Origin of the sequence: Sphingomonas sp. Leaf339 (genome assembly GCF_001426195.1) — a bacterium.
Classification (GTDB): Bacteria; Pseudomonadota; Alphaproteobacteria; order Sphingomonadales; family Sphingomonadaceae; genus Sphingomonas.
In genome coordinates this window covers 1-26931 of sequence record NZ_LMRS01000006.1, presented here as the reverse complement: position 1 = coordinate 26931, position 26931 = coordinate 1, and the positions used below count along the sequence as shown (strand labels likewise).

19 protein-coding genes, 1 tRNA gene and 2 pseudogenes are annotated in these 26931 nt (G+C 61.8%); 12 read left to right on the top strand and 10 right to left on the bottom strand.

The window, feature by feature from the left end; genetic code table 11:
* Positions 1–18: 18 nt before the first annotated feature.
* The 3 genes and pseudogenes from ASG67_RS06465 to ASG67_RS06455 all read left to right on the top strand — a co-directional run bounded on the left by ASG67_RS06465 (position 19) and on the right by ASG67_RS06455 (position 2713).
* A tRNA-Met gene (locus ASG67_RS06465) sits at positions 19–95 on the top strand.
* Positions 96–631: 536 nt separating this feature from the next.
* A pseudogene (locus ASG67_RS06460) lies at positions 632–1513 on the top strand (tyrosine-type recombinase/integrase); the annotation flags it as partial.
* A gap of 6 nt (positions 1514–1519) precedes the next feature.
* Positions 1520–2713, top strand: coding sequence for an IS91 family transposase (locus tag ASG67_RS06455; RefSeq protein WP_056527271.1), 1194 nt, complete (start codon positions 1520–1522; stop codon positions 2711–2713).
* A 470-nt stretch (positions 2714–3183) separates the two neighbouring features.
* On the opposite strand, the gene ASG67_RS06445 is transcribed toward ASG67_RS06455, so the two are convergent.
* From ASG67_RS06445 to ASG67_RS06435, 4 genes and pseudogenes are all read right to left on the bottom strand, one after another.
* Positions 3184–5238 (bottom strand): putative bifunctional diguanylate cyclase/phosphodiesterase, encoded by a 2055-nt coding sequence (locus tag ASG67_RS06445; RefSeq protein ID WP_082543357.1) that lies wholly within the window; start codon positions 5236–5238, stop codon positions 3184–3186.
* Between the two features lie 462 nt (positions 5239–5700).
* A complete protein-coding gene (locus tag ASG67_RS19670; RefSeq protein ID WP_056527262.1) occupies positions 5701–6768 on the bottom strand; it encodes a carboxylesterase family protein in 1068 nt (355 codons plus the stop codon).
* Between the two features lie 23 nt (positions 6769–6791).
* Positions 6792–6902, bottom strand: a pseudogene (locus tag ASG67_RS19790) (hypothetical protein); the annotation flags it as partial.
* 237 nt (positions 6903–7139) lie between these two features.
* Positions 7140–9623, bottom strand: coding sequence for a TonB-dependent receptor plug domain-containing protein (locus tag ASG67_RS06435; RefSeq protein ID WP_056527259.1), 2484 nt, complete (start codon positions 9621–9623; stop codon positions 7140–7142).
* Between the two features lie 672 nt (positions 9624–10295).
* On the opposite strand from ASG67_RS06435, the gene ASG67_RS18775 reads away from it, so the two are divergent.
* From ASG67_RS18775 to ASG67_RS06420, 3 genes are all read left to right on the top strand, one after another.
* On the top strand, positions 10296–10562 hold the full coding sequence (locus ASG67_RS18775; RefSeq protein ID WP_156460684.1) for a hypothetical protein: 267 nt from the start codon (positions 10296–10298) through the stop codon (positions 10560–10562).
* Between the two features lie 714 nt (positions 10563–11276).
* On the top strand, positions 11277–11726 hold the full coding sequence (locus tag ASG67_RS06425; RefSeq protein ID WP_056527253.1) for a hypothetical protein: 450 nt from the start codon (positions 11277–11279) through the stop codon (positions 11724–11726).
* A gap of 440 nt (positions 11727–12166) precedes the next feature.
* Positions 12167–15118 (top strand): hypothetical protein, encoded by a 2952-nt coding sequence (locus ASG67_RS06420; RefSeq protein ID WP_056527250.1) that lies wholly within the window; start codon positions 12167–12169, stop codon positions 15116–15118.
* A gap of 361 nt (positions 15119–15479) precedes the next feature.
* On the opposite strand, the gene ASG67_RS06415 is transcribed toward ASG67_RS06420, so the two are convergent.
* From ASG67_RS06415 to ASG67_RS06385, 6 genes are all read right to left on the bottom strand, one after another.
* Positions 15480–15971 (bottom strand): DUF4279 domain-containing protein, encoded by a 492-nt coding sequence (locus ASG67_RS06415; RefSeq protein WP_056527247.1) that lies wholly within the window; start codon positions 15969–15971, stop codon positions 15480–15482.
* Between the two features lie 378 nt (positions 15972–16349).
* Positions 16350–16985: a PEPxxWA-CTERM sorting domain-containing protein gene (locus tag ASG67_RS06405; RefSeq protein ID WP_056527242.1), complete on the bottom strand. Its 636-nt coding sequence runs from the start codon at positions 16983–16985 to the stop codon at positions 16350–16352.
* A 609-nt stretch (positions 16986–17594) separates the two neighbouring features.
* Positions 17595–17987: a DUF2809 domain-containing protein gene (locus ASG67_RS06400; RefSeq protein ID WP_200940741.1), complete on the bottom strand. Its 393-nt coding sequence runs from the start codon at positions 17985–17987 to the stop codon at positions 17595–17597.
* A gap of 36 nt (positions 17988–18023) precedes the next feature.
* Entirely contained in the window at positions 18024–19607 is a 1584-nt protein-coding gene (locus ASG67_RS06395) for a sensor histidine kinase (protein ID WP_056527281.1), read from the bottom strand.
* Entirely contained in the window at positions 19604–20320 is a 717-nt protein-coding gene (locus tag ASG67_RS06390; protein ID WP_082543355.1) for a response regulator transcription factor, read from the bottom strand. The genes ASG67_RS06395 and ASG67_RS06390 overlap by 4 nt, the downstream gene beginning before the upstream one ends.
* A 17-nt stretch (positions 20321–20337) precedes the next feature.
* Positions 20338–21825, bottom strand: a complete 1488-nt coding sequence (locus ASG67_RS06385) for a DUF4173 domain-containing protein (RefSeq protein WP_056527235.1) — start codon at positions 21823–21825, stop codon at positions 20338–20340.
* A 338-nt stretch (positions 21826–22163) separates the two neighbouring features.
* On the opposite strand from ASG67_RS06385, the gene ASG67_RS06380 reads away from it, so the two are divergent.
* The 6 genes from ASG67_RS06380 to ASG67_RS06360 all read left to right on the top strand — a co-directional run bounded on the left by ASG67_RS06380 (position 22164) and on the right by ASG67_RS06360 (position 26829).
* Positions 22164–22769, top strand: coding sequence for a hypothetical protein (locus tag ASG67_RS06380; RefSeq protein WP_056527233.1), 606 nt, complete (start codon positions 22164–22166; stop codon positions 22767–22769).
* 88 nt (positions 22770–22857) lie between these two features.
* Positions 22858–23055: a helix-turn-helix transcriptional regulator gene (locus tag ASG67_RS06375; RefSeq protein WP_056527230.1), complete on the top strand. Its 198-nt coding sequence runs from the start codon at positions 22858–22860 to the stop codon at positions 23053–23055.
* Positions 23055–23981: a CHC2 zinc finger domain-containing protein gene (locus ASG67_RS06370; RefSeq protein ID WP_235535076.1), complete on the top strand. Its 927-nt coding sequence runs from the start codon at positions 23055–23057 to the stop codon at positions 23979–23981. The genes ASG67_RS06375 and ASG67_RS06370 overlap by 1 nt, the downstream gene beginning before the upstream one ends.
* Positions 23978–25420: an AAA family ATPase gene (locus tag ASG67_RS06365; RefSeq protein WP_056527228.1), complete on the top strand. Its 1443-nt coding sequence runs from the start codon at positions 23978–23980 to the stop codon at positions 25418–25420. The genes ASG67_RS06370 and ASG67_RS06365 overlap by 4 nt, the downstream gene beginning before the upstream one ends.
* Before the next feature lie 33 nt (positions 25421–25453).
* On the top strand, positions 25454–25732 hold the full coding sequence (locus tag ASG67_RS19785; RefSeq protein WP_082543353.1) for an HNH endonuclease: 279 nt from the start codon (positions 25454–25456) through the stop codon (positions 25730–25732).
* A gap of 266 nt (positions 25733–25998) precedes the next feature.
* Positions 25999–26829, top strand: coding sequence for a ParB/Srx family N-terminal domain-containing protein (locus ASG67_RS06360; RefSeq protein ID WP_321163529.1), 831 nt, complete (start codon positions 25999–26001; stop codon positions 26827–26829).
* Positions 26830–26931 lie beyond the last annotated feature (102 nt).

Below are 26931 nucleotides of genomic sequence, written 5' to 3'. Positions count from 1 at the left end.
CAGACCAAACCCCAGTGTCGCGGGGTGGAGCAGCCCGGTAGCTCGTCAGGCTCATAACCTGAAGGTCACAGGTTCAAATCCTGTCCCCGCAACCAACAAAAACCCGCAAGCAGAAACGCTTAGCGGGATTTTTTGCGTCTGAGGCAATCCGCTCAGGATCGCCCCGGAAGCACTACGGAAGCAAGCGGGGGCGTGTTTCTGCGTGAATAGGCGTGGCAAATCTGCCCATTCAAGTCACGCCGGTACTCACAAGACCGGAGCTGATTGATCCTTTCGCCAAGGCCCGGATTGAATGCGACGAAGCGATGAATCCTTGGGGCCGCATTGAACACTGAAGCGCCAGAGGCCAATCCTCGCCCCTTATGGCGACAAACGTGTTCGACCGGTTCACTATCAAGTTGACGAACATATTATGCCGGGAGCGGTGAGCAGTAAACCGCGAATGCAGACGATCTGGATAGCGGTAAACTTGGTGGATGCACGAACCCGCTGCGCGGGAAGGTCGTGCGGGGCGCGGTTGAATTGATATCGCGGGTGTAGCGCATCGGTTGAGCGCTACGGGAAGCAGGCAGAGCATCGGGGTTCCACGAAAGGAGCCCTGCCATGACTATCCTCATACCCCGTTGTTGCCGTCAGCCCGTTACGCCAACGTCTCATTGACGAGATGGACATACGCCGCTTCGGTCCTGAGACGCGTCGGAACTACATTCGCGACGTCGGGCGGTTCGCGACGTTCCTCGGGCGCTCGCCCGACACAGCAACGGCGGAGGAGGTTCGGCGCTTCCAGATCGAGCAGTGTGACCGGGGCGTGCCTGCGCCGACCATGAATGCTATCGTATCGGCACTGCGGTTCTTCTTCATCCAGACGCTCGACCGGCCGGATCTTGCCCGTAAGCTGGTCCGCATGCGGCACGTGCGCAAGTTGCCGGTGGTCCTGAGCCAGGACGAGGTGGCGCGGCTGTTGGCGGCAACCACATGCCTCAAACATCAGGCGGCGCTGTCGGTCGCCTATGGCGCCGGACTGCGTGCGGCCGAGGTCGCCGCCCTCAAAGTGCGCGACGTCGACAGCGAGCGCATGCTGCTGCGGGTCGAGCGCGGCAAGGGCGGGCGATATCGCAACGCCATGCTCCCGGTCGGGCTGTTGGCGTTGCTGCGGGAGTGGTGGCGAGTGGGTCGGCGTGAGGGCGTATTGCACGTCGACGGGTGGCTGTTTCCCGGTCAGCACTATCTCAAGCCGCTCAGCACGCGGCAGATCTACCGGGTGGTGGTCGAGGCGGGGCAAGCAGCGGGCATCGACAAGCGGGTCGGACCGCACACGCTGCGACACTGTTTCGCCACGCACCTGCTCGAGGACGGAATCGACGTTCGCATCATTCAGACGCTGCTAGGGCACGCCAAGCTGGAGACCACCGCCTATTACACGCAGGTCGCCACCCGGGTGCTGCGCAACGTGACCAGTCCGTTCGACAGGCTGGCGATGACCGCTATGGAAGCGAGAGCGCCCAGCGGCTGAGCGAGGATGCGTGCCTCCGTCGAGGTCGCCGACATCTTTCGCACCGCTGGTTCTGCGTACCGGGCCGCCCGCGCCGGACACCTGAGCTTCTACCAACTCAAGGTCATGTCGGCGATAGAGACCTGCCGCACCGCGGTCATGGGCGGTCACGTCGAAGCCTGCACCGACTGCGGGCACTGGCGGGTTGCCTACAACTCCTGCCGGAACCGGCACTGCCCGCGATGCCAAGGCGCCGCGGCACGCACGTGGCTCGCCGAGCGCGAGGCCGACCTTCTGCCGGTCGGCTATTTCCATGTCGTCTTCACGCTGCCCGCCGAGGTTGCCGATGTCGCGTGGCAGAACAAAGCGGCGGTCTACGGCCTGCTGTTCCAGGCGGCGTCAGAGACGATGACGACCATCGCCGCCGACCCGAAGCATCTGGGTGCGCGCATCGGCATTACCGCGGTGCTCCACACCTGGGGTTCGGCAATGACCCACCATCCGCACATCCACATGATTGTCCCAGGCGGCGGACTTTCGCCCGACGGTAGTCGCTGGGTGTCATCACGACCCGCGTTCCTCCTGCCGGTACGCGTCCTGGGTAAGCTGTTTCGTCGCCTGTTCCTGACCCGGCTGATGTCGCTGCACGAAACTGGGCGCCTCGCGTTCTACGGCAGGCTCGCGCACCTCGCCGACCGGCGTGCATTCCTGCGGCACCTGTCCCCGGTCAGGAAGAAGCGCTGGGTTGTCTACGCCAAGCCGCCGTTTGCCGGCCCCGAGACGGTGCTCTCCTATCTGTCGCGCTACACGCATCGCGTTGCGATCTCGAACAGCCGAATCCTGCACTTCGACCAGACCGGCGTTACCTTCCGCTATAAAGATTATCGCCGGGGTGGCGCCGACCGCCAGCAGATTATGACGCTGACCGCCGACGAGTTCATCCGCCGCTTCCTGCTCCACGTCCTGCCGAAGGGCTTCCACCGCATCCGCCACTATGGCCTGCTTGCAGGCGCCACCCGCAAGGCGCATCTCGAACGAGCCCGCGAACTGCTCGGGGTCGCACCGCCCGCGGCGTCCGACGCACGAGCCGAACCGGACGACATCCGGCCGCCATGCCCGTGTTGCGGCGGGCGTATGGTAGTCATCGAGACCTTCCTTCGCCAGCGCCAGGCCCGCGCTCCACCGACGCCTGCGCTGTTATCCGGGATACAGGCGTCGTGACCCGGCACGGCCAAGGAGTTATCTATCTCGCAGGGCTCGTGCTCGCGGAGACGATGTTACCTGCGCCGATAGCCATCAGAGGGGCGGCAACATCGAGCAATGCCGCGCTGTCAGCGCTCGCGAACCCATCATGCCCACCGGAATCCGGACAGTCTGCTCCTAGGCTCGCGCCCACATCCGCCATGGCGCGGGCCACCAAAACCAGCCGGAAACCGAAAACCCCATAGCGCATCGCCTGCGGCCCGCGGGTTCGGGCTTCCAAGAGTTTCGTACGCCTGCCGGCATCCGAAACTCTTCAGGATTATGGCCCGGCCGCTTTCGGGCGTCGAGGTAGGGTAAGCGGCCCTTCGTTCATACCGCAAGACCCGGCAGCTAAGCGCCTCAAACTTGGTCGTTCAGCCTAACCGGCGTTACGCCGAGAAGCGGACAGGCGTTCATGCCGCGCTGTCGCCGCGATGGACAGATAAGGCTTAGATAGATTGTCGACCACCGCTTGCGGCATTTGAAGCGCTTTCTGAAACAGCGATGCCATCTCTCGACACCAAGATCGGCGATGACGGCAGTCTACGATCTAAAGATTGTATTCTGCGTATTGATTGAAGGGCATTTACCGCGCTGTCTGCGTTCATTGGCCGCCCGAAGAAATAACCCTGCCCCTCCACGCACCCAAGTTCCCGAACGATTTCCAATGCCGATACATCTTCAATCCCTTCGGCGATGACCACAACGTCAAGGCTTGATGCAAGTCGGGTAATCGCCAACACCATCTTATAAGACTCGCTATGCCTTTTAAGGCCCTGCACAAACGATCGGTCAATCTTGATCTTATCAAACGGCAGCATCTTTAGATGCTGAATAGAGGAAAAGCCGGTGCCGAAATCGTCAAGGGCGATCAGCATCCCCTGATTTTTCAGCGACTGGACCAGTCGCTTAGCGTTCTCCGGCTCTGCGATGAGTGCGTTTTCGGTAATTTCCAAAGTGATACGCCGAGCAGGGAAGCTCGTCCGCGTCAGGATCGCGAGTAGCTTTTCGCTGAACCAAGGATCTTTGAGCTGAACCGGCGAAACATTGACCGCCAGCATTACATCCGGACCCCATGCAGCGGCATCAAGGCAGGCCTGCTCGAGAAGGTCAAACATGAGCCGCCCAATCAAGCCACATTCTTCGGCTATGGGAATAAACTGATTTGGTCCGACCACTTCTCCATCACCTCGGCTCCAACGAGCGAGCATTTCGAATCCCGCCAGTTTCCCGGACGCCAGGTCCACGATTGGCTGGTAAAAGGGCAGGAAGGCACAGGCATTTATATCCCGACGCAGATCTCGCTCCAATTTTGAGCGACGCGTGATCTCCACATCCATCTGCGCTTCGAACGTCCGATGTTGCGATCGTCCATTCTCCTTTGCCTTATAGAGGGCGATGTCGGCCTGCCGCATCAAGGTTTCGCGATCGACGGCATTCCGGCTGACGACGGCGACACCGACACTTGCGCCGATATGGTGAAGGAGACCACCGACCGAGAATGGCGCCGCTAGCCCGTCTACGATATTCTGCGCCACCAGAGTTGCCAGTTCGCTGTGGGGTTCGGCCACTTCGATGACAATGGCGAACTCATCACCGCCAAGCCGATATGCAGTGCCGACCTGCTCGACTATATCAGTCAGCCGGGCAACTACCGCCTGCAGCAGGCGATCGCCCGCGGGATGCCCGTGAACGTCATTGACTGCTTTAAACCGGTCAAGATCGAGCACGAGTAGCGCCAGATGCGTTGCAGACTGATCCTGGAAACGAAATGTATCGAGATGCTCGCTTAACGCCCGGCGGTTTTGCAATCCGGTCAAAGCATCGCGATAAGAGATCTCCTGTGCGCGTCGTTCCGCTTCGCGAGCGCGTTCGCGCTCTACCTCCATATCCGATCGTCCTCGGACTACTTCCGTAAAGTCGGCATAGCTGGTGGCCATCGTCCGGAGGATCAGGATCGCAACTATTACGAAGTTGGTTCCAGTACCGATTAGCTGCCAATCACCTGACAGGAGCAACTGAAGGGTTACCGGCATCGCGCCAAAAAGCAGGACCATTCTTCCGGCCGTCGGCAGAGCTAGCAGACAGTAGCAGCAGCTGATCGTCCCAACAAAAACATAGAGCGCGACCGACATGCTTCGCTGCGGTTGAGCTTGCTCGAACAGCATCAGCCCCCACCCGCCAAAAGCGATGCTGAGTACCGCAGAGGCTATGATCGTGCCGCGAAGGTATCTTTGTATATCGGCGCGTGGCGCTTCGACGCTTCTCCGGTGTAACCACAAGCCGGTCCGAACGGCGATCACTACTGTCAGGGCAACGGGCATTCCCAGGCTCAGGACAAGCGGTATGTCATCGAATGAAGAGACTGCCAGAGAGACGATGTCGACGAACATCACCGCGTACATCAGCGGTATCTGCTTGCGCAAAGCTCCGTATTGCTCTGCCAGTACGACGTCATCAGCACGCGAAGCTGGCAATCCCAAAGGAGGAGATATGTCCGACATACGTGCTTCCTGCTCCCTAATCTCCCCGAACTAAGGCAAAGATATTGCGAATTGGTTGTCAGGGAGGCAAGGTAGAATCAGGGGCCGAGACGTCGTTCGTTCTGAACCAGCGGTAAACAGGACACCAACACGATCAACTGGCTCGGGTCATTCTATGATAAAGAATTAGGGATCAGGGAAAAGTGAATCTGCTGGCTCCAATAGACATAAGATTAAGCCACCTACAAATGCTCCTCTAAGTGGGGATGAGCCAGCCAACACTTCAGGTCTTCAAGTTGCTGCTGCCTTCACTATCAGCACGAACGAATGCGGAAGTTGGGAGGGCGACGGGTAGGGCGCCGCGACTGACGGATTTGGGGTCGCTGCTGACGCAAAATCGATGTTTACAATCGGTGTCCTCCTCCATGCTGTCCAAGTTTCAACCAAATTTTAAGTTTATCGGGGGCGGTATCTGCTGGTCTTTTACTGAGGCATTCCGTCTAGCAGCTCTACAATCCGAGAATATTTTTCTTGGAGGTTGAATACCTCGCTGTGCGTGTCCACGTCGATTACCTGTCTCGTGATCTTTTTGCTGTTTGCCGATGCGGGAAACCGGCGAGGCAGTCCGGCGGTATTAAGGTCGCCAGCCTTGATAAAGGCGGCAAAATAGCTCTGCATTGTTGCGGATATACCCCGGTCGTAGCTCGTCCAAGCGTATAATGAGTTCACATCGACGTTGCCGAGCGCATACTCGATCTCTGCGCTGTGCACCGCGCCAAGTGGCGGGGGCGTGCCGTTGGTCAGCGGCGGAAGCGCGGCGGGGCGAACGTGCTGGTAGCGGTAATAATATGTCGGTTGGCCACTGCGACGGTGCAGATCGAACCACTGCCATGTCGATGCGCCCAGGAAGCGGTCGCTCGCGCATGGCCGTTGTCGGGACATCGGCATCACTCGCGACCGGATAGAGCGCAAACAGTTCATCCTCGCGGCCCGGAGACATCCACGCCAGCGCGGCACGGTACATTGTGTCACGGTCGGTGCCATGTCACCCAGGATCGATCTCCATGCCCCTTCCTGCGAGTTCGACCCGACCAGCAAGGGCACTTTGGCTGCGCGTCCCGCGGCATAGCTGGCGGCGGGCGTCTCGGTCAGGAACAAGCCATCGAGGATGAAGTCGGCACAGAATTTCTGCTGGCCCTGCGCCGCCAACAACTGCTCGGCCGGCATCGCGCGTAAGGCGGGCAGTGTCGAGGCTCCTGCTGCTTGCGCGAATGCCGTTCCTGCCTTGACCGCCTCGGCGAGCGGCTTGGGATGGAACGTCGGCGGCAGCACCCCGCCGCTTTCACCGATCGCCCGCGCGAAGCGCGCGCGCGTTAGTGGCGAGGTCATCAGCACGCTGACGGACATCGATCCCGCGCTTTCCCCGGCGATCGTGATCTTGTCTGGATCCCCGCCGAACGCCCCGACATTGTGCCGAACCCACTCCAGTGCGGCAGCCTGATCAAGCAGCCCATAATTTCCGGCCGCGCACTTTGGTGACTCGGTCGCCAACTCGGGCGTGGCAAAAAGCCAAATATGCCGAGCTGATAGTTGATCGTCACCACGACCATGCCGCGTTGCGCCATGCTTACGCCATCATAGCGCCTTTCCGATCCGTCACCTGCGATTGCCCCACCGTCATGGATGTGAACAGAACCGGTAATTTCGCCGCCCTGGCGCCCCCGCCGGTATCCATATCCGCAGCGAGCTGGCAGGCCGCGCTAGGCCATTTCCATCGCCCGCGTTAGAGCGAAATGGCAACGGGTGCGCGACAGGAACTCTGCCCGGGTCTTCGCCTGAAGCCCGATGATCAATGTGAATGGGCATCCAGAGCCGAGGAGCGGGAAGGAGTCTGCGAATGTCCCGACCCGTTTTTGATGTGATTACCAGTTGAACCCCGCCCGCACGTAGAGGTAGCGACCGTTGAAGCCGAACGGCGAATAATAGGGAAAGCCGAGTACGCCGGTCGAGTTGTTTGCCGTGATGATCCGATCCGGATACACGTCGAACAGATTGCTGACGCCCAGCCCGATCTGCGCGCCCTTCGCCTCACCGTAGCGCACCTCGAGATCGGTGATCGCATGCCGGCCGGTGAAAACGTCTGCGGTGGCGACGGTTCCTGGCTGATTGACGTTGCCGTAATAAGTGACCCGCGCGAGCGCGCCGATCCGGTCGAGCGACCAGTCGATCGTCCCCGTCACCTTCGTCTGCGGCGTGCCGTCCTCCAGCGTCAGGATGCGGCTGCGGGCGAACAGCGTGGGCGTGGGGGAGAGCGCCACGGCCGTGTTGACCGGCACCCGGGTCACCTTTGCGTCATTGAGGTTACCCGCAACCGTGAGATCAAACGATCCCGCCGTTGCTGTACGCAGTCGGTAGTGGCCGACAACGTCGATGCCCTTGGTGGTGGATGCTAGTCCGTTGATGAAGAAGCGCGCCGCTGAGACGTTGAACGGCGCGAGGATGGCAGCGACCTGCGGACTGAAGCTTGCCTGGATGTTCTCCGACAGACCGATCTGGTTCCGAATGTGGATTCGGTATGCATCGACCGTCAGGTCGAAGCCGCCAGCACGGATAACGGTGCCGGCAGACAGGTTGGTCGATTTCTCCGCGTCGAGTTCCAGTCCGCCCAGCGCTTGGGCGACTGGGCTGACAGACGGGAAGGTGCCGGTCTCGATCGGCACCCCGTTCTGGACCACCTGTGCGGTCTGGGTGAAATACTGTTGCTGAAGGGAAGGGGCGCGGAAGCCCGTCGAGGCGGTGGCGCGCAGCGCGAACCAGTCGGCGAACTCGTAGCGCGCCGACAGCTTACCGGTGGCGGTGCTGCCGAAATCCGAATAGTCTTCCGCCCGGCCAGCTACACCGACCAGGAGCCTGGTCGTCACCTGCGCTTCCAGGTCAGCGTAGATACTGCCGTTGCGCCGGCTGCGCTTGATCTCGTTGCCCAGCGAGAAGCCGCCGAACCCTTGCGCGCCCGGTGAGACGAGCGACACGGCGGTTCCGGCCGGAATGCCCGTGACGGTTCCCTCCGGCGGGGTGCCATAGGAGGCCAACTCGCCCGCCTCGATCTTGTACCCCTCGCGCCGTCCTTCCACACCGAAGGCGACGTTGAGCGACTGGAACACATCGAACCTTCGCGTGAAGTCCAGCCCGACGACATATTGGTCGTAGGTCAGCGCCCCGTCGTCGAAGTCGCGCGGCGTCGCTGTGCCGAACGCGTAATTGGCGGAGCCGAGGGTGCGGAAACCGATCCGGTTGCGACCGTAGCTGCCCGACAGATCGACGTCGAAACCCCCGACCTGACCGCGCACACCGATCGCGGAATTCAGGTCGCGCGTCTTCGTGTTGATGATCGGCAGAAAGCCTCCGGCATATCCGGCGCGTGCAAGCACCGCCAGTTGCGCGGCGCTGGCCGTCGTCGCAGCGACGCGCGGGAAGGCGGCGCTCTTCGAATCGCGCTCTTGATAGCCGAGCCAGCCGTAGACGCTCCAGGTGTCAGTCAGCGACGTGCCGGCGTTGAGAAAGCCTGTACCCTGCTCCACTTCCGGGTCGCCATAGCGGCCGGTGACCCGCGTCGGGTTCACGCGCGGATCGAAATCGGCCCGGTTGGTCGGCTGTCGTTTCAGATACTCGCCTGTGATCGTCAGAAAACCGTCGCTGCCGAAGCCGAGCCCCTGCCAGGCGGAGACTGTGACCGCGTTCTCGCCGGTGACGTGCCGGCTGCCCCGCGCGGTGTCGACCTGCGTATCGTAGAAGCCATAGTTGACCTGCGCACCGCCGCCCGAGCGCGCTTCGCGCAGGCGCAGGTTGACGACGCCGGCGATCGCGTCCGACCCGTATTGCGCGGAGGCGCCGTCGCGCAGCACCTCGATCCGATCGAGAGCGACGGTCGGGATGGTGTTGAGGTCGACCGCCGCCGAGCCGCGGCCAACAACGCCGTTGGTGTTGAGGAGCGCGGAACTGTGCCCGCGGATGCCATTGATCAACACCAGCGTCTGGTCCGGCGACAGGCCACGCAGCGTCGCCGGACGGATCGAGTCGGTGCCGTCGTTGGCCGAGGGGCGAGGGAAGTCGATCGAGGGAGCTACTGTGGAAAGCGCTGCCGCGAGCTCGGTCGTGCCCTGCCGTTGCAGACTGGCGCCACTCAACACATCGACCGGCGAAACGCTGTCGAGCCGGGTCCGGCCAGCCGTGCGTGTGCCGGTGACGACGATCTCGTTGCCTTCGTCCGCGACGGTGGCCGCATCTGTGACCGGCGCGGCTTCGTTCTCCTGCACGGAGACCGGGGCCGCTGTTTGTGCGTGCGCGATCTGCCCCGAGAGAGCGGACAGGGAAACACCCAAAAGGGCGACGAGGCGGAACTGATGCATGGGATTACCTTATGGGCGACGACGTACGGCGACGCAGGCGATGCCGATAGAGCATGCGTCGAGCTCACGCCGGATAGAAAATCTTCAAGCCTTAGGGGTTTAGTGAGGCCAACCTTCTGCAGGCGGACACGTGTTGAAGGGAGTGTCGTACGCGAGCAGGTACAAGCCCCCTTGCCCGAGCGCGACGCAAGCATTCGCAACGTGGAACGCGTTGAGCGCGAGATGAGCGTCGCACCTATCGGAAAAACAGCCAGAGCATGGCAATTGCCGATGCCAACCTATCGTGGTTTTAACATTATTCAGCCGGGCAGGCATCGCGCCTCCATCCGAGCTTGTCTTGAAAGTGCTCTGCCGACTTTGCATCAGCCCGCCTCAACGGCAGAGATTTAGCAACACAAGTCTCGCCCTGAACAGGCGACAGTAGGTTATTTAGTCCCCAGCTCGGCATCCGCATCGTAGCTCTAGCAAATGCGATCCGATCGGCTCATGAATAAGCGCCCTTGCACGGACTCGCTCGCACGATGGGCCGCGACGCCTACAAGACCGCCTTTGACCGCTCGCATGAGAGCATCGAAGGCGAAGGCTACCGATCACTCCAGATCGTCTGCGACCATCCTGCTTGCCCCGTCTGGGGCGTTTCGAACGCCTAACTGAATTACCTGGCTCACTCAGATGAACCAGCGTCCGCTTTTGAGCAACCGCCTGGCAATGCTGAACGACTGCATCTGGGTCACCGGCACGGCTCAGCTGACGGCCGGTGGCGCCCAACACCGGACGTTGGCCTACCGCTTGGGTCGGGCAAGCCTGCGCGTCAAAGCGACCGCAGCCGTTGCGGGCATGGCTCCGATGATGCACCCGGCCGCAATCCAAATGGTCAGCATCACCAACATGACAGCAAACATGCCCGCTTCCTGCCATGAGGCGATAAGCCAAGGCTGAATGAACAGCACACCGAGGCTGTAAGATAGCAGGAATGGTGGCCGGAGGGTTGCCGCACGTGACGACAGCATCGCAACGCCGACGATCCACGCTGCGGTGATAAGCGCCGCTAGTGGGATCAGAAGGAGGCCCGAAAAGTCCATACGGCATGCTACGCGCGGCTTCACCAGCTTGCCAGCTTTCCCGCCAAATGCCAGACGTTCGCGTCCCACCACGTCGCAACATTCGTGCTACCGGTCCAACGCTGCCGGTCGGCCCCCGCCCAATTGCGGACTTTCGCACCACAGCCTATCGTGGCTGGGTGGGTAAAAGAACGAAAGGCTGGCTGCGCACCCGCAGTGCCGAAAATACGCACGGTTACAACAGTCACGTCGCGAGGTTCAGGTCGGATAACGATCTTCACCAATGGCGGTCGACCGTGTGGTTCGCCATTCCCCTAACGACCCTAACCTATGGGCTGCTTCAATCGCTCAACGTTCCATTCCGCTACTCACCAGCGGCCACCATCCCCGCTGTCTGCTTTGCCCTATTCAATCAATATCGAGCCCGGCGTGATCGCAAACTAGGCCGACGATTTAGCCAATATAACCCTGATGACCTCAGCTAAGGGCTGAAGGTCCGCTCACCACCACATCGCGACGTTCCTGGGCGGAAGAACGGCCGGACGGCAGTCGCCCAGTTGAAGACATTAGACAGTTGCGAGATACTAGGCTGATGCGCCAATTGACGTTATTGGCTTCCGCCCTCCTTCTCTCGGCCTGCGGCGACGTAGTGGACGAGCGTTATGGCACTTGGCTTGAGGCGAAGCAGGCCGGAGCCGTAAAGCGGGGTTGGGTGCCGCCGTTCGTGCCCGCGACGGCCCGTAACCTTCGAAGCCGGCACGATGTCGATACAAACTCGCAGCGCCTGACTTTTAGGCTACCGCCGCGAGCGGTTCAGCCGATGATCGACGACATTGCTCCACTATCACGCGTCAACGGCGAAATGCTTCAAAGGGCGATCAACGAAGTTGGAGGGGGCATAGGCGCAGGCACAAAGAACGCGGCCTACATGATGTGCACTGACAAGTTTTCCGCTGTGATCGTCGTCGAGCTAGATACCGGCGATGTGGCCTATCAATCGCCAGCAGAGTGGGGACGTGCAAACTGTCCGCGCCCTTTATAACGAATGGCAGCTATCCACCAGACCCGGGCGTAGAAGGCGGAAATGGCCCCAGCCGTTGAACGTCCGCTTCGGTTAAAAATCTGCCGTACGGCGCCCGTTGCCGCAACGGCCGCTTCGTCTCAAGACCAACCGGCAGCGGTCGACCAGACACGGTCGTTCAGCTGATCCAACGCGAACTTTTGCTCCTGACAGAAGCTGCGATGGGATGCGTCGAAGAGCGCCATCAGCAAACCGCCCTAAATGTCGTCGTTCGGCGACCCCCCACGAAAATCCTAAAAACCGCCGTTTGTTTAAGCGAGTTGGGGCCGGGACGGCGCGTCCGGGTCAGCGGCCCTCCCGGCTCTGATCGGCGGGCGACCAAGAGCCCCACAGGTCAATTCGCTCTGGTGGTCCGCCGGACGGTTTCCTACCATTGGACTTTGCCTGAAAGGCCGTCGCAATTGGCTAAGAACAGATACACGCTGCGCCGCTTTCTACGCTTCCAGCTCGAACAGATGAGCCCGTTCAATCAACAGCACCAATTCGAGGAGCTTGGCTTCGAGCTCGCGCGGCAACGGATCTGCCGCCGCATTCTGCCAGCAACGGGGCCAATTCAGGCTGGTGGCGATCAGGGAAGGGACGCTGAGACATTCCGCGGCTACCTCGCGTCGACCGAACTTGGGTCGCGAAGCCGGATCGGTCTAGCAGACGACAAGACGCTGGTGCTGGCCTGCACTCTAGACAAGAAGCTCCCCACGAAGATCAAGAATGACCTCGTGACGATCTTTGCTAGCGGCTCGAAACCCGATGCGGTCTATTATTTCTCTGCCACCGATCTGGCCGTCGCCAAGCGACACGAGCTTCAGGCATTCTGCGAGCGCAAGTACGGTGCCGCGCTCGAAATCTTTGATGGGCAGGCGATCGCCGATCAGTTGAGTGACCCGGACGTTTTCTGGATCGCTGAGCAGTTCCTGAGCGTCGCTGCGGACATGTTCCCCGAGGTACAAGGCGATGAGGAATATCAGGCGCTGTGCGAGCGCTGGTTCACCAGCGGGCGGGCAATTTCCGACTTTACCGACTTTCTCGAGGTAAAGCGCGGGATGCGTCGCGCCACCTTCGAGGAGGCGCTCAAGCCAGATCTCGGACGGTGGATGGACCTGATTCCACCAATTCTGGATGCAGTGCCCACGGCGTTTGCCCGCAAGGCGCTTTACGAGATCGCCGTAGCGCAACTGCGTGGGCGCCATAATCTCGACCCGGCGCGCTGGGCGGTCGACCGATTCTTCGATAGCATCGAGGGCGAGTTAGAGGCCAACGACGTCCAAGACATCGTGCTGCTCTCCACCTACACAATGACCGCGCATTTCACCGGTGAGCTGACGGTTGACCTGAAGACCGTGAAGGGGTGGCGCGACAAGGCGGACGAAGCGTTGTCGGACGCTCTTGCCGGGCCGCTTTCCGACGCTTCCCGTTTTCATTTGCTGCTGATCGCCAAGCAGATCTCGCCGGATCGTTTCACAAGCGACCCTGAAACCTTCGCCAAGATGGTATTGCCGCCCTGGGAGGAAGCCGCCGAGATCGCCGAACGCTCGCCCTTCGCCGACATCGACATGCTCAATGATATGATGCAGATTTATATTCCAATTATCGGCGGCTTGCCGCGCTATCGCACGCTTGCTGATCGCATCGACGCCATTGTGGAGAAACGCGGCGGTCGGATCGCTGGCGCTGAAAAGGGTCGCGACCGCGCGATGATTTACGCCAAGCACGACCAGCTTGTAGCGGCTATCGATCAGTTGCAGCACGCGAAGGAAGGCTGGTTCCACGCCAAAACGATTTTCGGATCGGTGCTGGCCATGATCAAACTTTCAAATTTCTATTCCGGCCTCTGGATGCCGCTCGCTGCGCGCTACTATGCCGGCGCCGCTCTCAAATATGCGGTCGATGCGAACGACGAGACATTGCGTCCTCTCATTGGCGCTGCCGCCCTAGAGCTGAGCGCAACCTATCTCACCGCTGGCGAAGGCTTGAGCTTCATCCATTCGGTCGGACAAGCGGCGCAGATATTCATCGGGCACGTGCCGGACGGCGAGGAGCTGGAAAAGCAGCCAGCCTTGTCCGAACGGCTTTCAGAAGCGACCAAAGTCTACGCGATGCTGGGCAAGCTGATGCCTGAAGCACAAAAGGACCTGGACGCAGCGCTCGACACATGGCCAATGGATCCCGCCTATGCGAGCAGTCTGCGGAAGCTGGCGAGCAACGGGTTCTGGAAAGACCTATCGAGGGAAGAGATCGAGATGCGTCTTGCGGAGGATATAGGACAGGGTCTTACCTATGACCTCGGAGCCGAGATCCACTATCGCTGGAGCGCCCTCGGCGTTAGCTGGACGATCCGGGCGGAGCAGTCCCTCCGGCATGTTGCGGAGTGGATCGGCGCGGCGTTTCAGGTGGCTGTCGTCGATCTTGCCGATGAGGATTTGGCGACGCTGCCCTCAAGGGTCGATATCGAGATCGTTCTATCAGATCAGTTGAAGCCCAAGCTGGAGCCGCTCGACGACAATAAGCGCATGGCGTACCGCCTCAGCATGCCCGGGGGAGCCTCGCTTGGCGACGAAGCGAGCTTCACGATGATGTTGCTCGCAGAAATTCTCGGGCAGGCATCAGCGTTTCCCGAGGACGAGTTTCTTGCAATCCTCAAGAAGAAGATGGAGCGAGGCCTCCTCAACAAAGCGTTTTGGGTCCATCCGGTGTCGCGACTGTTCGCCGATATGCGCGCGCTCATGATGCCCGAGGCCGTCGACCTTGCGAGCATGCAGCCTCCAGCGGACGCTCCCGCGCCTGAACCGAAAATCGGCAAGGAACTGGAGTGGCGGTCGGGCGATGGACCGACCTATACGACCGCAAAAGCTTATGAAGCGTTGTCCAACCGCTATCGCAGGCTAACGCCGGCCATTAAAGCCAACTTGGCCGCGATCAAGGCGAACCCAGCGGCAATGACACTGGTGCAGCAAATGCATGATGATGGCTTGCTCGATTGGCAGATCTACGGCGTCATCTTTAACTTCATGCTGCAGCGGGCCATCGAAGCAGAGGGTAATAGCATTATCGCGATGGCGGATGACGCGCAGATTACGCGGCGCCTCATGAAGGCGTTCGAGAACGGCAACACGCCGCGAATCGATTTAAGCGAGTTCACGCCCGAGACGGTGGAGACGACGCGTTGGGTGGGTCTGTTTGCGGCCATGCCGAGCTGGGGCCTGACCAACCACCGGCGAACGCCGGACATGGAAGCGACACGACAATTTCTGGCGGACCGCTATCATCATTTCGAAGACGACATCGAGCACACGGCCCTGTTCGACTGGGGGCCCGTCCAAGGGCGGCGGATCATTGCCCTGCCCGGGAGTTCCTAGGCAGTTGAAGCCAGATCGCCTAGCACGGACGTTTTTCTGATATCAGGCCAGATCAATAGGCGCATCCGCCCGCCGATGCCGGCGCTCATTCGCTCGTTCTCGAATGCGACGAAGCATTCACTTGAGATAGGCATGTCAGCGGGTGCGCGAATGACCGCTTTCCCCAATACGGTTGTCGGAACCCATTGGTCTTAATTGACCTTTTCTGGCGGTGTGCATTGCCGGTCGCGCAAACGCCGGATGTCGGATCCTGACGACTGCCGCCCGGCCGGTTTTGTGGTCCGCCTTTCGACGTCGAATGTCGCGATCTGGTGGTTAGCGGACATGCCGGCTTTCGGGTCGGACAGGAAGAACACCGACCTCAATCGGCCGTGAAAAGATCGAGGCCCCAACCGACGCCGCAGGCAGCAAGTAACTTCATCTGGTCCGGCTCAAGCCAGACGCCACATTGTTGGTTAGACGGCACGTATAGGCCACCGTAGACCGTTACCCGTTTTGGCCGGATCGACCTCCGAAGCTCGGCGAAACGATCCTCTCGCCCTTTTAAGTTGTCCAAGATGCGGACCAGCGCGTCGTTATGCTGCTTACCCCCTGCGAGGCGCTGACCTTCTGCCTCGTGCCACCAGCCGTTGAACGTTCGCGGTCTGCCGCTTGGCGACGGCTCACCTATTCGACCGATCGAGGTAGGCTCGAAGCCAATGGTTTTCGTGACCAAGGTTGGGTCTACGTCGAAGCCGGTAATGCAGAGTGTAAGCATCGCCGGAGTATGTCTGCTCTCGACCCAGAAGACGTCGTTCACTTCATCTCCGATGAATGTCCGGTTTGTACGAAAGCCGCCGATGGCGGCGGTCAAAGCTGCCCTTCTCCAATCGCCCAAGAGCTGACATTGACGGGAGGTTTAAATGTCGGTCCCAATGGCGTCAGCATAGCATGTATCGACGGCGGTCAGATGAACGACCCTGCGGGTATCGGTTTTCGAGTGCAGTCGCCGACGGCCTAAACGGCCCATACACCTTCCGATGATCCCGAGGCGTCGCGCCTCGGCGACGTCGCCAATCGCCATCAAGCGGAGGATGCTGTCCGAGAGCCACAGAGGGCCATGTTCACCGAGGACAGCCCAAATTGCCTGCGCTTCGATGAGGTTCGCCCGAGAGTTCATCTGAGCCCTAAGCGAAAAACAGTGGCCGCCGGATTGCTCCGACGGCCGCCGGGAAAACCCTTCAGAGCAAGATTATGCGTAGACGGCGATGGTCTTGCGACGACGGTAGCGGGCAGTGCCGGCCACCATGCCAAAACCAACAAGCATCATCGCCCAAGTAGCGGGCTCTGGAACTGCGGCTACGCTGGTGATGCCGCCCAGTCGAACCTGACGAAGGTCCTGAACACCGCTGCCATTCGTGTCAAAGGCGACGCGGGTAATGATGGTACCAGCGGTAGCGACAGCACCGAAAAAGTTCTGGCCGTTTGCACCCAGAGCATAGCTGCCGCTGGAACCATCGCTGAACACGAGGTTGACGGTTGTCGTATTAGACGAGGCGTTGAACAGATTGAACTCAACCTGCGTGAACCCAAGAAGGGGGTTGGTCAGGTAGAATGCCACCGCGTCTAGCGTGCCATCAGCCGTAAAAAAGCGCGCTTGGCCATTTGTCTGTGTAAACAAAAGTTCACTGTTAAGTGACTGAAAGGTTACGGAAGTTCCAGTGGTGTTTGTCGTACCCGTAACCGTCTGGCCAGACAAACCGTTGTTCGCCAGCACGTTTTCTTGTGGCTGAACGAAGTTCGGGGTCGGCGAAACGATTATCGCTGCCAATGCCGGCTGGGCGACGAACGCGGCGACAGAGCAGGCAAGAAGAGGGAGAAGACGCATGGCTATGTATCCTATGCGGATCACGGCAGGTAACCCCCCTGCAATTTCATCCGTTTGCAATGCCTACCGGATTGTTCCCCAAAATTAATCCGTGTTAATCGGTATCAATTGTGTGTTTTGTGCCATTCAAGGATTCAGCTTGAATTTGACGTGGACAACGCTCGTAGGCTTGGCCATCCGGGTAGCGAAGACGACACCGCCGTTGCATGACGGCTACGATCTACGCCTGATTTTACTCCCTGTTTTATCAGGCAGAGCGGAAGCCGCTGGTCAAAAGGCCGGCGGCTTTTTGCTATGAGCCGCGCGGCGCTGAACGTCCGCTCTCCACCAGACCCGGGCGTAGAAGACGGAAATGGCCCGACCGCTGAACGACCGCTTCTGTTCAGATCTGCCGTACAGTGCCCGTTGCGGCTTCGGCAGCAAAGTCCCAATCTAAGCCGTTCCGAGCGCCTGCCTGAGCCGGCCGGAGCGGTCGGTCTACTCACATGAACGAGTGGCAGGTTTCGGATGCCGCGTCGGGGTCGCTGAGTGGCCGGAAGTGGGTCGCAGCCGACAAGGCCGGGATTTTTCCGTCCTAGCGAGACTGTTAGCGGGCCGGGCCGCTTGCTCCTAATCGCACCGATTACCGCGCTCAGCAGGAGGCAGGCGCTGCATACTGGACCGGATCATATGGTCCGCAAGAACGCCGACGATGATCGCAACCGCGTAGGCGATCAGGTCCCGTAGCGAAAACACGCGCCCAAGAAGCAGCTTGCCGGGCAAGGTCAGCCGAAAGGCGTCGAGCAGCGGCGTATGATAGAGCTTGAACAGTTCGACGCAGAACGCGATCGCGCTCGATACGAGAGCGCCGCGCATGAGCGGCCAAAGTGGGCGAACGGACGAAACGGTCCAGTAGATCATCAGCGCCCACAGCAGCGATCCGCCATATTTGACGAAGGCGTTCGGCAGCTCGAGCGGCGCCAGCCTTATCGTGAGACCCGCCGCGATGGTGGCGACGATCATCAGAGCCGACAATGCGGGCGGCCTTCCTCGCACCATCTACGCCTTCCGCGTTGGCACGGCGGCGCAAGCCGGCACCGTGACGACGAAGCCCGCGCCTCTGCCGTCGTCCCGGTCGAGCAATATCATGCTTTGATGCGCATGGAGCAGCGAGCGGATGATTGGCAGCCCTAGCCCGGTGCCACCCGATGTGCGACGGCTGGTAAAGAAGGGTTCGAAGATGCGGTCGCGATCACCGGCAGGAATGCCTGGGCCGTCGTCCCGGAACGCCAGTTCAACCAACCCGCCCGACGCCCGCGCCGCGATTGAGACCCGGGATGCGGCGGCCTGTCGGCTGTTCTCGATTAGGCCGGTCAGCACCGTCTCGATCACCGCCGACGGTACAGCGACGCTCGGCAGCGCCGCGGCCGGTTCCGATACGACGTTGAAGTTGGCACCACTGAAGGCATCCGCCACACGGCGCATGACGTCGGACAGGTCGGTTGCGGCGCCCTCCACCATCTCGGCCATATCGGCGCGGGCGAGGTCGAGCAGGCGACTGACGAGCTGATTCAGGCGCGCCGCGTCCGCCCCGATGTTGGCGAGGAAGCGATCGCGATCCTCGGCGCCCATGTCGGGATGGTCCTGGAGCAACTCGACCGCACCGCCGATCCCGGCCAGGGGAGTCTTGAACTCATGGCTGACCGCATGCGCGAAATCGCGCAGGTAGCGAGAGCGCCGTTCGATCGCCTCGGCCATTAAGCCAAAGTCTCGGTAGAGCGCCTGGATCTCGACGGCGGCGGTGGTCGGGGCGGGCGGCACTGAACCCCCGCCACTCGCGACCGCCCGCGTCGCGTCGCCCAGCGCCTCGACTGGCCGGACGATACCGCGTGAAAGCAGTCCGCTCAGAACGACCAACGTGGCGAAGATCAGCACGATGCCGAGCGCAATCTTGCCCCGATCCTCGTAGATCCCGGCAAACAGCACGCGCGGGGAGCGCGATAGCAGCAGGACGCCGATGACGCGCCCGTCGGCGATGATCGGGTGCGCGTGGTGGATGCGCAGGTCCGACGCCCGGCTCAACCATTCGAGTGCGTAGTGCTGCCGGTAGGCGCCATTGCGGCGGAGCGTCGTCGCCGGCTGGCCGTCCAGCGCCGATCGCACTTCGGGCAGATCGGCATAGGAAGCTCCCGCCTGTGGACCAACGAGGATGCGGCCGGTCGCGTCGAGCAGCAGGATCGATGCCAGCGTGGTGCGTGAGGTCAGCTGCACGACTGGCTGCATATGATCGCCCCAGACGCGCGTTGCACGATCCTCCGGTCCTGTCGATGGCCGGGGCTTGGGTCGCTCGGGCAGGATGTGCGTCATGCGCAGATCGACCGACGGCGGCTGCTGGACAATCTGCTGCGGCAGCGCGCGCGCGTGAACGCCCGGCCATTCGACAGTCGCTGCGGCCGCCAGCGCCGCGCTCTGGCCGACCAACTCCGCTTCCGTCTGGCGAACGAGCGAGTTCTCGTAGACCCGCAGGAACAGCGCGCCGACACCCGGCAGTGCGGCCACGAACAGAAAGGTAAGCAGCAGGATTGTCCGCAGACGCAGGCGCGGCCAGTGATGGCGGACGACGCTTTTAACCCGCTCGATCATCCGGCGCCGCACGCGCCGAGACGATAGCCAATGCCGGCGCGCGTCTCGATCACGTCCTGGGCGCCGACGGCTGCGAACTTGGCGCGCAGATTGCGGACGTGGCTGTCGATCGTGCGATCGGTGATGGCAAAGCCCGGGCCGTGCAGCCGGGCGATGAGCGCGTCGCGGCTGAACACCTTGGATGGCATCGTCACGAGCGTGCGGAGGATGCCGAATTCGGTGGCGGTTAGCGGCACCGGCTGACCCGCCCAGCTCGCCTGCCAGCCATCCGAGTCTAAGTGCAGGCGACCATGGCGGAGCGGCTGCACGGCATCGGCGACCGCCGGCGGTCGCCCCGCCGTGCGCCGCAGGATCGCCATCACCCGTGCAACGACCTCGCGTGGGCTGAACGGCTTGGTCACGTAATCATCCGCGCCAAGCTCGATGCCCAGCACGCGGTCGATCTCGTCGTCGCGACTGGAGAGGAACAGGATCGGAAGGTCGCTCCGCGCGCGTAAGCGGCGGCACGTCTCGATCCCGTCCATCCGCGGCATGTTGATGTCGAGCACGACGAGATCGGGCGCGTGATCCTCAACCGCAGCCAGCGCCGCCTCGCCATCCTCAGCCTCGATCGTGTCAAGCCCGGCCTTGGCGAGCGCGAAGGCGAGCAGCTGTCGGATGTGGGGATCGTCGTCGGCGATCAGGATCGTGCGGGGCATGGGACACTGGATCATGGCTGGCGCTCGCGCGGTCAAGGCTGGGCCGGCGGTGCCGGATGTTCGATCGAGCCGTCGCAGTTGCGCCATGTAGGCTGGTCCACCGCCAGCGGTCGAGCAGGGTTGGGCCCGAGCATCGCCGTCGCCCGGGCCAGGCGACGCGCGCCACGGGGCGTCCACTCCGTCCAGCTGTCCTGCCGTGCCGACAGGTCGGTGAAGATCAGATCTCGAGCGTAGCGAACGCGGTCGCGTGTCACTGCATCCATTGGCCGCTGCTCCAGCGCGATCAGCGGCAGCAACGCCCCATCGCCCACCTGACCAAGGTAGCAGAGGTCGATTGCTGCTGGCGCCTGCCTGCGGACGTTCCGCGATGCGGCAAGCGCGCCCAGGTCGACGAAGGTGCACATCGTCAGCACGACTGCAGCAGCGAGCGCGTTCCAGTTGATTAGCCAACGCGCGCTGCGCCCGCCCAGAATGCGCCAGCAGATCAGCACCAGCCCGAGCGCCACCAGTCCCATCCAGGCGAGCGCGGCGATGCGCCACGCCGTTAGCATCGAAGCGTCGATATAGTCGATCGTCCGTAGTACGCTGGAGGCGACCAGCACGAGGTTTTGCACCACCCATAACGTTACGAGCCGCCGCGCCCAGGGATGGCGTGCGCTCGCGCTGCCGGGCCGAAGCATTGCCAGCGCCATCACGCCGGCGATCAGTGCGGTGCCGATCAGCGGATAGGCGCCGCGATGCACGTATTCGGTCTGAGTCATGCCGACGGGCAGCGCGCCGCCGCTCCAAAGGAAGGCGATGTCGAGCCCGTTCTGGACGACGAAGATCGCGTTGAACAAGGCGAGCGCAATCAGAACTGATGGCAGCGATGTGCCGGGCAGCACGGGCTCCGGATCGGGCAGTCGAGCCGCCAGACGCATCACGGAGGCATGCGGCCGCAGGCTCGGCCAGACGCAAACCGCGACAAGCGCCCAAAGCAGGATCTGCCACAATGATGGCAGCCGAATTGCCGCAAGAGCTTGAGCGATCAGCGGGTTGGCGGCAGCGAACAGCGCGACAAACAATGCGCCGCCCACCAGCGGCAACCCCAGCATTGCCATGATGGCGCCGGCGTTGATGCGCTTGCCTTGCTTGGATCGCCCGAAGCGCCGAAGATCGGCGAACGGCTTGCCGATCCCGCCCACTGCATGGATAACGAGACGGGCGCCCCAATGCCAAGCGTCATCGAAGCGAGTGACCTTTGGCAGCAGCGCGGCGATGGACAGCGCACACCAGAACAGCACCCAGGCAAGCGGCCCGGGATCGTCAAACAGCGAGCTCACGAAGAGCGCGGCGACCGCAAGCGCGATCCACGAGCGCCTGTTCCGCCTGATATCGCCCCTGCCCAAAACAAGACCCACCAGCCAGGCGGCGGCGAACCCACCAATGCGGGCACCCGAAAAGCTGTCAGGGAACAGCCAACCGAACAGCACCACTAGCGTGACGACGACCACAATCTTGCAGAAAAAAGTGAAACGCACGATCTGCTCCTGCCGTTTGGAGCGGCCGATCTAACCGGGCGGAATGGAAGGATGATCGCGGCCGTAGGGAGCCCTGAGGGAGAAGATGTGCAGAACCAGTGCAGCGGATGCCCATGGTTCGGGTCTCTGGCAAAGAAGTTCGATAGGACGCTAATCAGAGGCGGCGTCCAGCTAGGCAGCTAACCTCCCTGAACAGACGTCCATTCTTGGGAAGTAGCCGACGGGCGTTGAACGCCGGGCTCTGCATTGAAGTGATCACTGGACACGCTCGACCTCACCGCAGAGCGGCAGCGTAGAAGCGATTGCGCAGGACCACGCAGTTCCACTATGTTCCTGTTATGTTCCGGTCACAGAGGCTTATTGAAGCATTCGAGCATGTCGCCACCGCCGAGGAGTGGCGCTGGTTCGGACCTATGGTCGCACGGGGAACCATGCACGTCGGCGTCGATGGCTGGCCGCTTTTTTCCCACGCTACACTCACGGCCTACGACAGTTTGTACCAAGCGCTTGTAGAACGTACCCTGCAGAAGCTGCGATCTGGAGAGTGGATAGCGCGCGGCATCAGTCCTGCTTATGGACCTGAAGCAAGACAGATCGACACCCATCTTTGGGATTATTTGTGCATTAAACACCGCGGCGAGGAAGCCGAGGGGAACGGATTCCACTTCCTTGCGCTGACCATTTCGAGCCTGCGGCCGACTGAGCTGCCGGTGCCGCAAGCACAGAAGGCGCTGCTGCGCAGACAGCTGACCCAGTGGCTTTGTATTCAGGCAGACAAGGCGAAGTGGCCACTTTTGCGCACCGAGCAATTGGCAGCTGTAAGGGAGGCTTTCCCAAACGACACAATCACCGACAACATGTTTCGGGATTGCCGTCGGGCGGCTCAGCTGCCCGACCATCTCGTACAGAAAGGACGACCAAAAACGAAAGGATCAGGTTTTTAAACCTGTCGACAACTTTTCCCCCAGTTTTTTACCTGCCGTCAGCCCGTCATGTTTCGCTCCATCGCACCCAAACACGAGGAGCTTGGAAATGTCGTTTACCCACCTTCACCAGGTTGAACTGGCCCGCCGATGGAAGCTGAGTCCACGCACGCTGGAGCGGTGGCGCTGGCTCGGGCAGGGACCACAACACATGAAGATCGGTGGCCGGGTCGTGTACCGGCTGGAGGACATCGAGGCATTCGAAGCGCAGAGTGTGCGCACCAGCACCAGTGTTGTTGTCGGCTAGTGACCACCAGCCTTTCATTGCGGGAGCGCTGCGACAACATCCGCGCCTGCGTGCCACTGTCGAGTGTGGCGGTGGCCTCCCTCAAGCTGCGCCGCGCGGGCCGGGAGTGGAAAGCATGCTGCCCGTTTCATGCGGATCGCTCGCCCAGCTTCACGATCTACGCCGACGACCGCCGCTTCATGTGCTTTGGCTGCGGTGCCGAGGGCGATGTGCTCGATTACGTCATGCGGCTGCACTCCGTCCGCCTGATCGATGCTCTGGAGATGCTGGGGAGCCGGCAGTTGCCTGAGATACTGCAGGGGCGCGTACAGCTCGAGCGGCAGTACGATCGAAGCGGTGAGGCTGCCGCCATCTGGAGCGCTGCGGGACCGGCATCAGGCAGCATGGCAGCAGAATATCTCCGCTCGCGTGGCATCACCGTCGATCTGCCCGACAGCCTCCGCTGCGCCTACCTGCCGCTCGGCCGGCACTTGCCCATGCCGGCGTTGGTTGCTGCCGTGTCCACGCTGTACGGTGAGGTCGCGGGCATTCAGCGAACATTTCTTTCGGAAAAACCGATTGGAAAGGCGCCGCTGCCGGGCGGCAAGGTAAAGTTCTCGCTCGGACGGGTGCTCGGCGGTGCCATTCGGCTCGGTCTCGCCAGTCGTTCCACGCTTGTCACCGAGGGCCTGGAAGACGGCTTGTCACTGCTTCAGACCCTTGGTCGACCAGTTTGGGTTGCGGCGGGCGCCGGGATGCTCCCCGCCATGAGACTGCCGGATCTGGTCGAGGCGGTCATCATTGGTGCTGACAACGACGATGCCGGCGAGGCCGCGGCGCAGAAGGCAGCTGCCGCCTTCACCGAGCAGGGCAAGCGCGTTCGGATCATGCGGCCGAGACGTGGCTGCAAGGATTTTAACGATCAGCTCCTGGAGCGATCGTCGTGAATTCGGCTTCCTTCCAGGTCCAGTACGAAGCCGCGGCGCCATTCGCGGCTTTGGCTGAGGGGGAACCCGTGCGGATTGCGGCATCGCCATTCCGGTGGCCCGATCACCGCACGCTTCCGCGCCGCCCCTGGGTTTGGGGCAGATGGCTGTTGCTCGGCACGGTGTCTGCGATCGTCGCACCGGGCGGCGTTGGTAAATCTTCATTCGTCGCCTCGATGCTGTTGTCACTGGCAAGCGGCCGACCGGAGATCCTCGGCAAGACGGTCTGGGCGGGGCCGAAGCGGGTCTGGTACTGGAACCTGGAGGACGGGTTGGATGAACTCGAGATGCAGCTGGTCGCGGCGGCCCTGTTCCACCGCGTTGGGCAGGAAGCGTGCGAAGACCGTATCTTCCTGAATAGTGGGCCAGACGGGGCCGAACTTCGGATCGCGGTTGAAGATCGCAATGGCTACCGCATCGCGCTTCCAATGGTGGAGGCGCTTCAAGCTGAATTGATCGCCCGCCAGATCGATGTCCTGGTTGTCGACCCGTTCGTGTCGTCGCACGGTGTTTCCGAGAATGACAACGGCGCCATCGATGCAGTCGTCAAGACCTGGACCGGCATTGCCAAACGCGCGGGCTGCTCAGTGGTCCTGGTTCATCATACCAAGAAGCTCGGGAGCGACAAGGTAACGGCGGAGGCGTCCCGCGGCGCCGTGTCGCTGATTGCTGCCGCTCGCGTGACGCTGGTCTTCAACCGCATGGACAAGGAAGAGGCGCAGCGGTTCGGAATCGTCGAGGACGGGGAGCGGCGGCGTCTCTTCACGGTGCAGGATGACAAGGCGAATCGTGCACCTGCCGAAGACGCCCAGTGGTTCCGACTGGCATCGCAAACTGTCTCCAACTCAACCGGGCAGGACGATCCCTACGGCGAAGAAGGTGACAGCGTCGGCGTGGTGACGCGCTGGACGCCGCCCGATGCCTTTGAGGGCATCACTGTTGATCACCTGCGCCGGGTGCAGCAGGCAGTAGCCGCCGGCGAGTACAAGGCGCATCACTCCGCCAGCGATTGGGTCGGTTTTGCCGTGGCCGACGTTCTCGGGCTGGATGCTCACGATAAGGCGCCCCGCGCGAAAATTCTGAAGATGCTTTCAACCTGGCAGACGAATGGCGCGCTGCGGGTGGAGGAACGCAAGGACAGCAACCGGCAGATGAAGAAGTATATCGTGGTCGGGCGAGCAGCCGACGACGTGTCTGCTACACCTGCAAGAGGTGTAGCGTCGCACGGTGTAGCGGTGGAGCAGATGAGTGCTACGCTACACCCCGCCCCCGTTAGGGGGGCGGGTGTAGCAGCAGCGGCCGAGAGATCTGCAGGTGTAGCAGAGCACCCCCATGGCAATCCCGCGCTGGTCTCTTGTGGGCGGTCTGTCGACTTCCCGGAATGGGAGCGGGGCGAATGACCGCCGTCGTGTTCCGGCTGAACCGTGACATCGATGGCTAGAGTCACATGGTACCGAACCGGCCGCTGGCAGAAGCTTCGTCTTCACCAATTGAGCCTCGAGCCGCTTTGCCGGTACTGCCGCCGCAAGGGGCGCATGACCGCGGCCACCGTTTGCGATCACATCGTGCCGCACGGAGACAACGAAGCGCGCTTCTGGAGCGGACCTTTCCAGTCTCTCTGCCGCGATTGCCATGAGGGCGAGAAGCGCGTGGAGGAGGGACGAGCGCGAGCTAGGACGACCATCGGATTGGACGGTTGGCCCACATCGTGATCGCCAGCCGCTCGCACAGGTTCGAGGACGTGCGAACTACTGCGCATTGAGCATTCGACTGCAGGAGAGCGGAGGGGGGGGAGGTCAAAACCTCGTAGGGAGGGGGTCGTAGACCGACGCCAGTCCTCCACGTAGATATCCGCGAAATTGGCTAGGGGGTGGTCAGCCGGTACGACAGTAGCAGCGCGGCGGCTCCCGTTGCGCGGTGCGCGCAACTTCGAGAGGGAGCGCAGCCCTGCGTAGAGCGCGCTCGCCAGCAAGCGCCTATGCTGCGGTGCATGTCAGACGCGAGCAGCTTGGGGGCCACCTGGCCTGCAGATCACGTGGAGCGGTGGCCGTTGGATCGGCTGGTACCCTTCGCCCGAAACGCCCGAACGCACAGCCCTGCGCAGGTAGATCAGATCGCCGCCTCCATGCGCGAGTGGGGCTGGACCAACCCGGTGCTGATGGATGAGACAGGTACGATCATCGCGGGCCATGGCCGGGTTGAGGCAGCTCGAAAGCTCGGGTTTGCGGATGCACCTGTCATGATCGCGCGCGGCTGGTCGGAGTCCAAGAAGCGCGCCTATGTCATCGCCGACAACAAGCTGGCGCTGAATGCCGGCTGGAATGATGATCTGCTCGCAGCCGAACTATCGGACCTGCGCGATCTTGCTTTCGACATGGATCTGGTCGGTTTCGAGGCTGGTGAGCTCCAGCGGCTGCTGGGTGACTGCGATACGGTGGATGGCGAGGACGAGGTGCCGGACACGCCCGCAGACCCGGCCAGCCGGGCAGGGGACCTCTGGCTACTCGGCAACCATCGCCTGCTCTGTGGCGATGCCACCAGCAACCAGGATGTTTCCCGCCTGCTTGGCAGCGTGCGCCCGCACCTCATGGTCACCGACCCGCCTTATGGTGTCGAGTACGATCCTTCCTGGCGCAACGACGTTGGCGCAGCTCAGACCCGGCGCACCGGTAAGGTACTCAACGATCACCGGGCGGACTGGCGGGAGGCCTGGGCGCTATTCTCCGGAGATGTAGCCTATGTCTGGCACGGCGCTCTGCATGCCGGCACGGTGGCCGACAGCCTCGATGCTTCGGGCTTTGACATCTGATCTTCCCTCGGTTTGGCGGACACCGATGATAGGCTTTGCGGAGTCAGGAGGTGTATGATGGCGAGTACGACGAAGCGTCGGTTCACGGACGAGTTCAAGCGG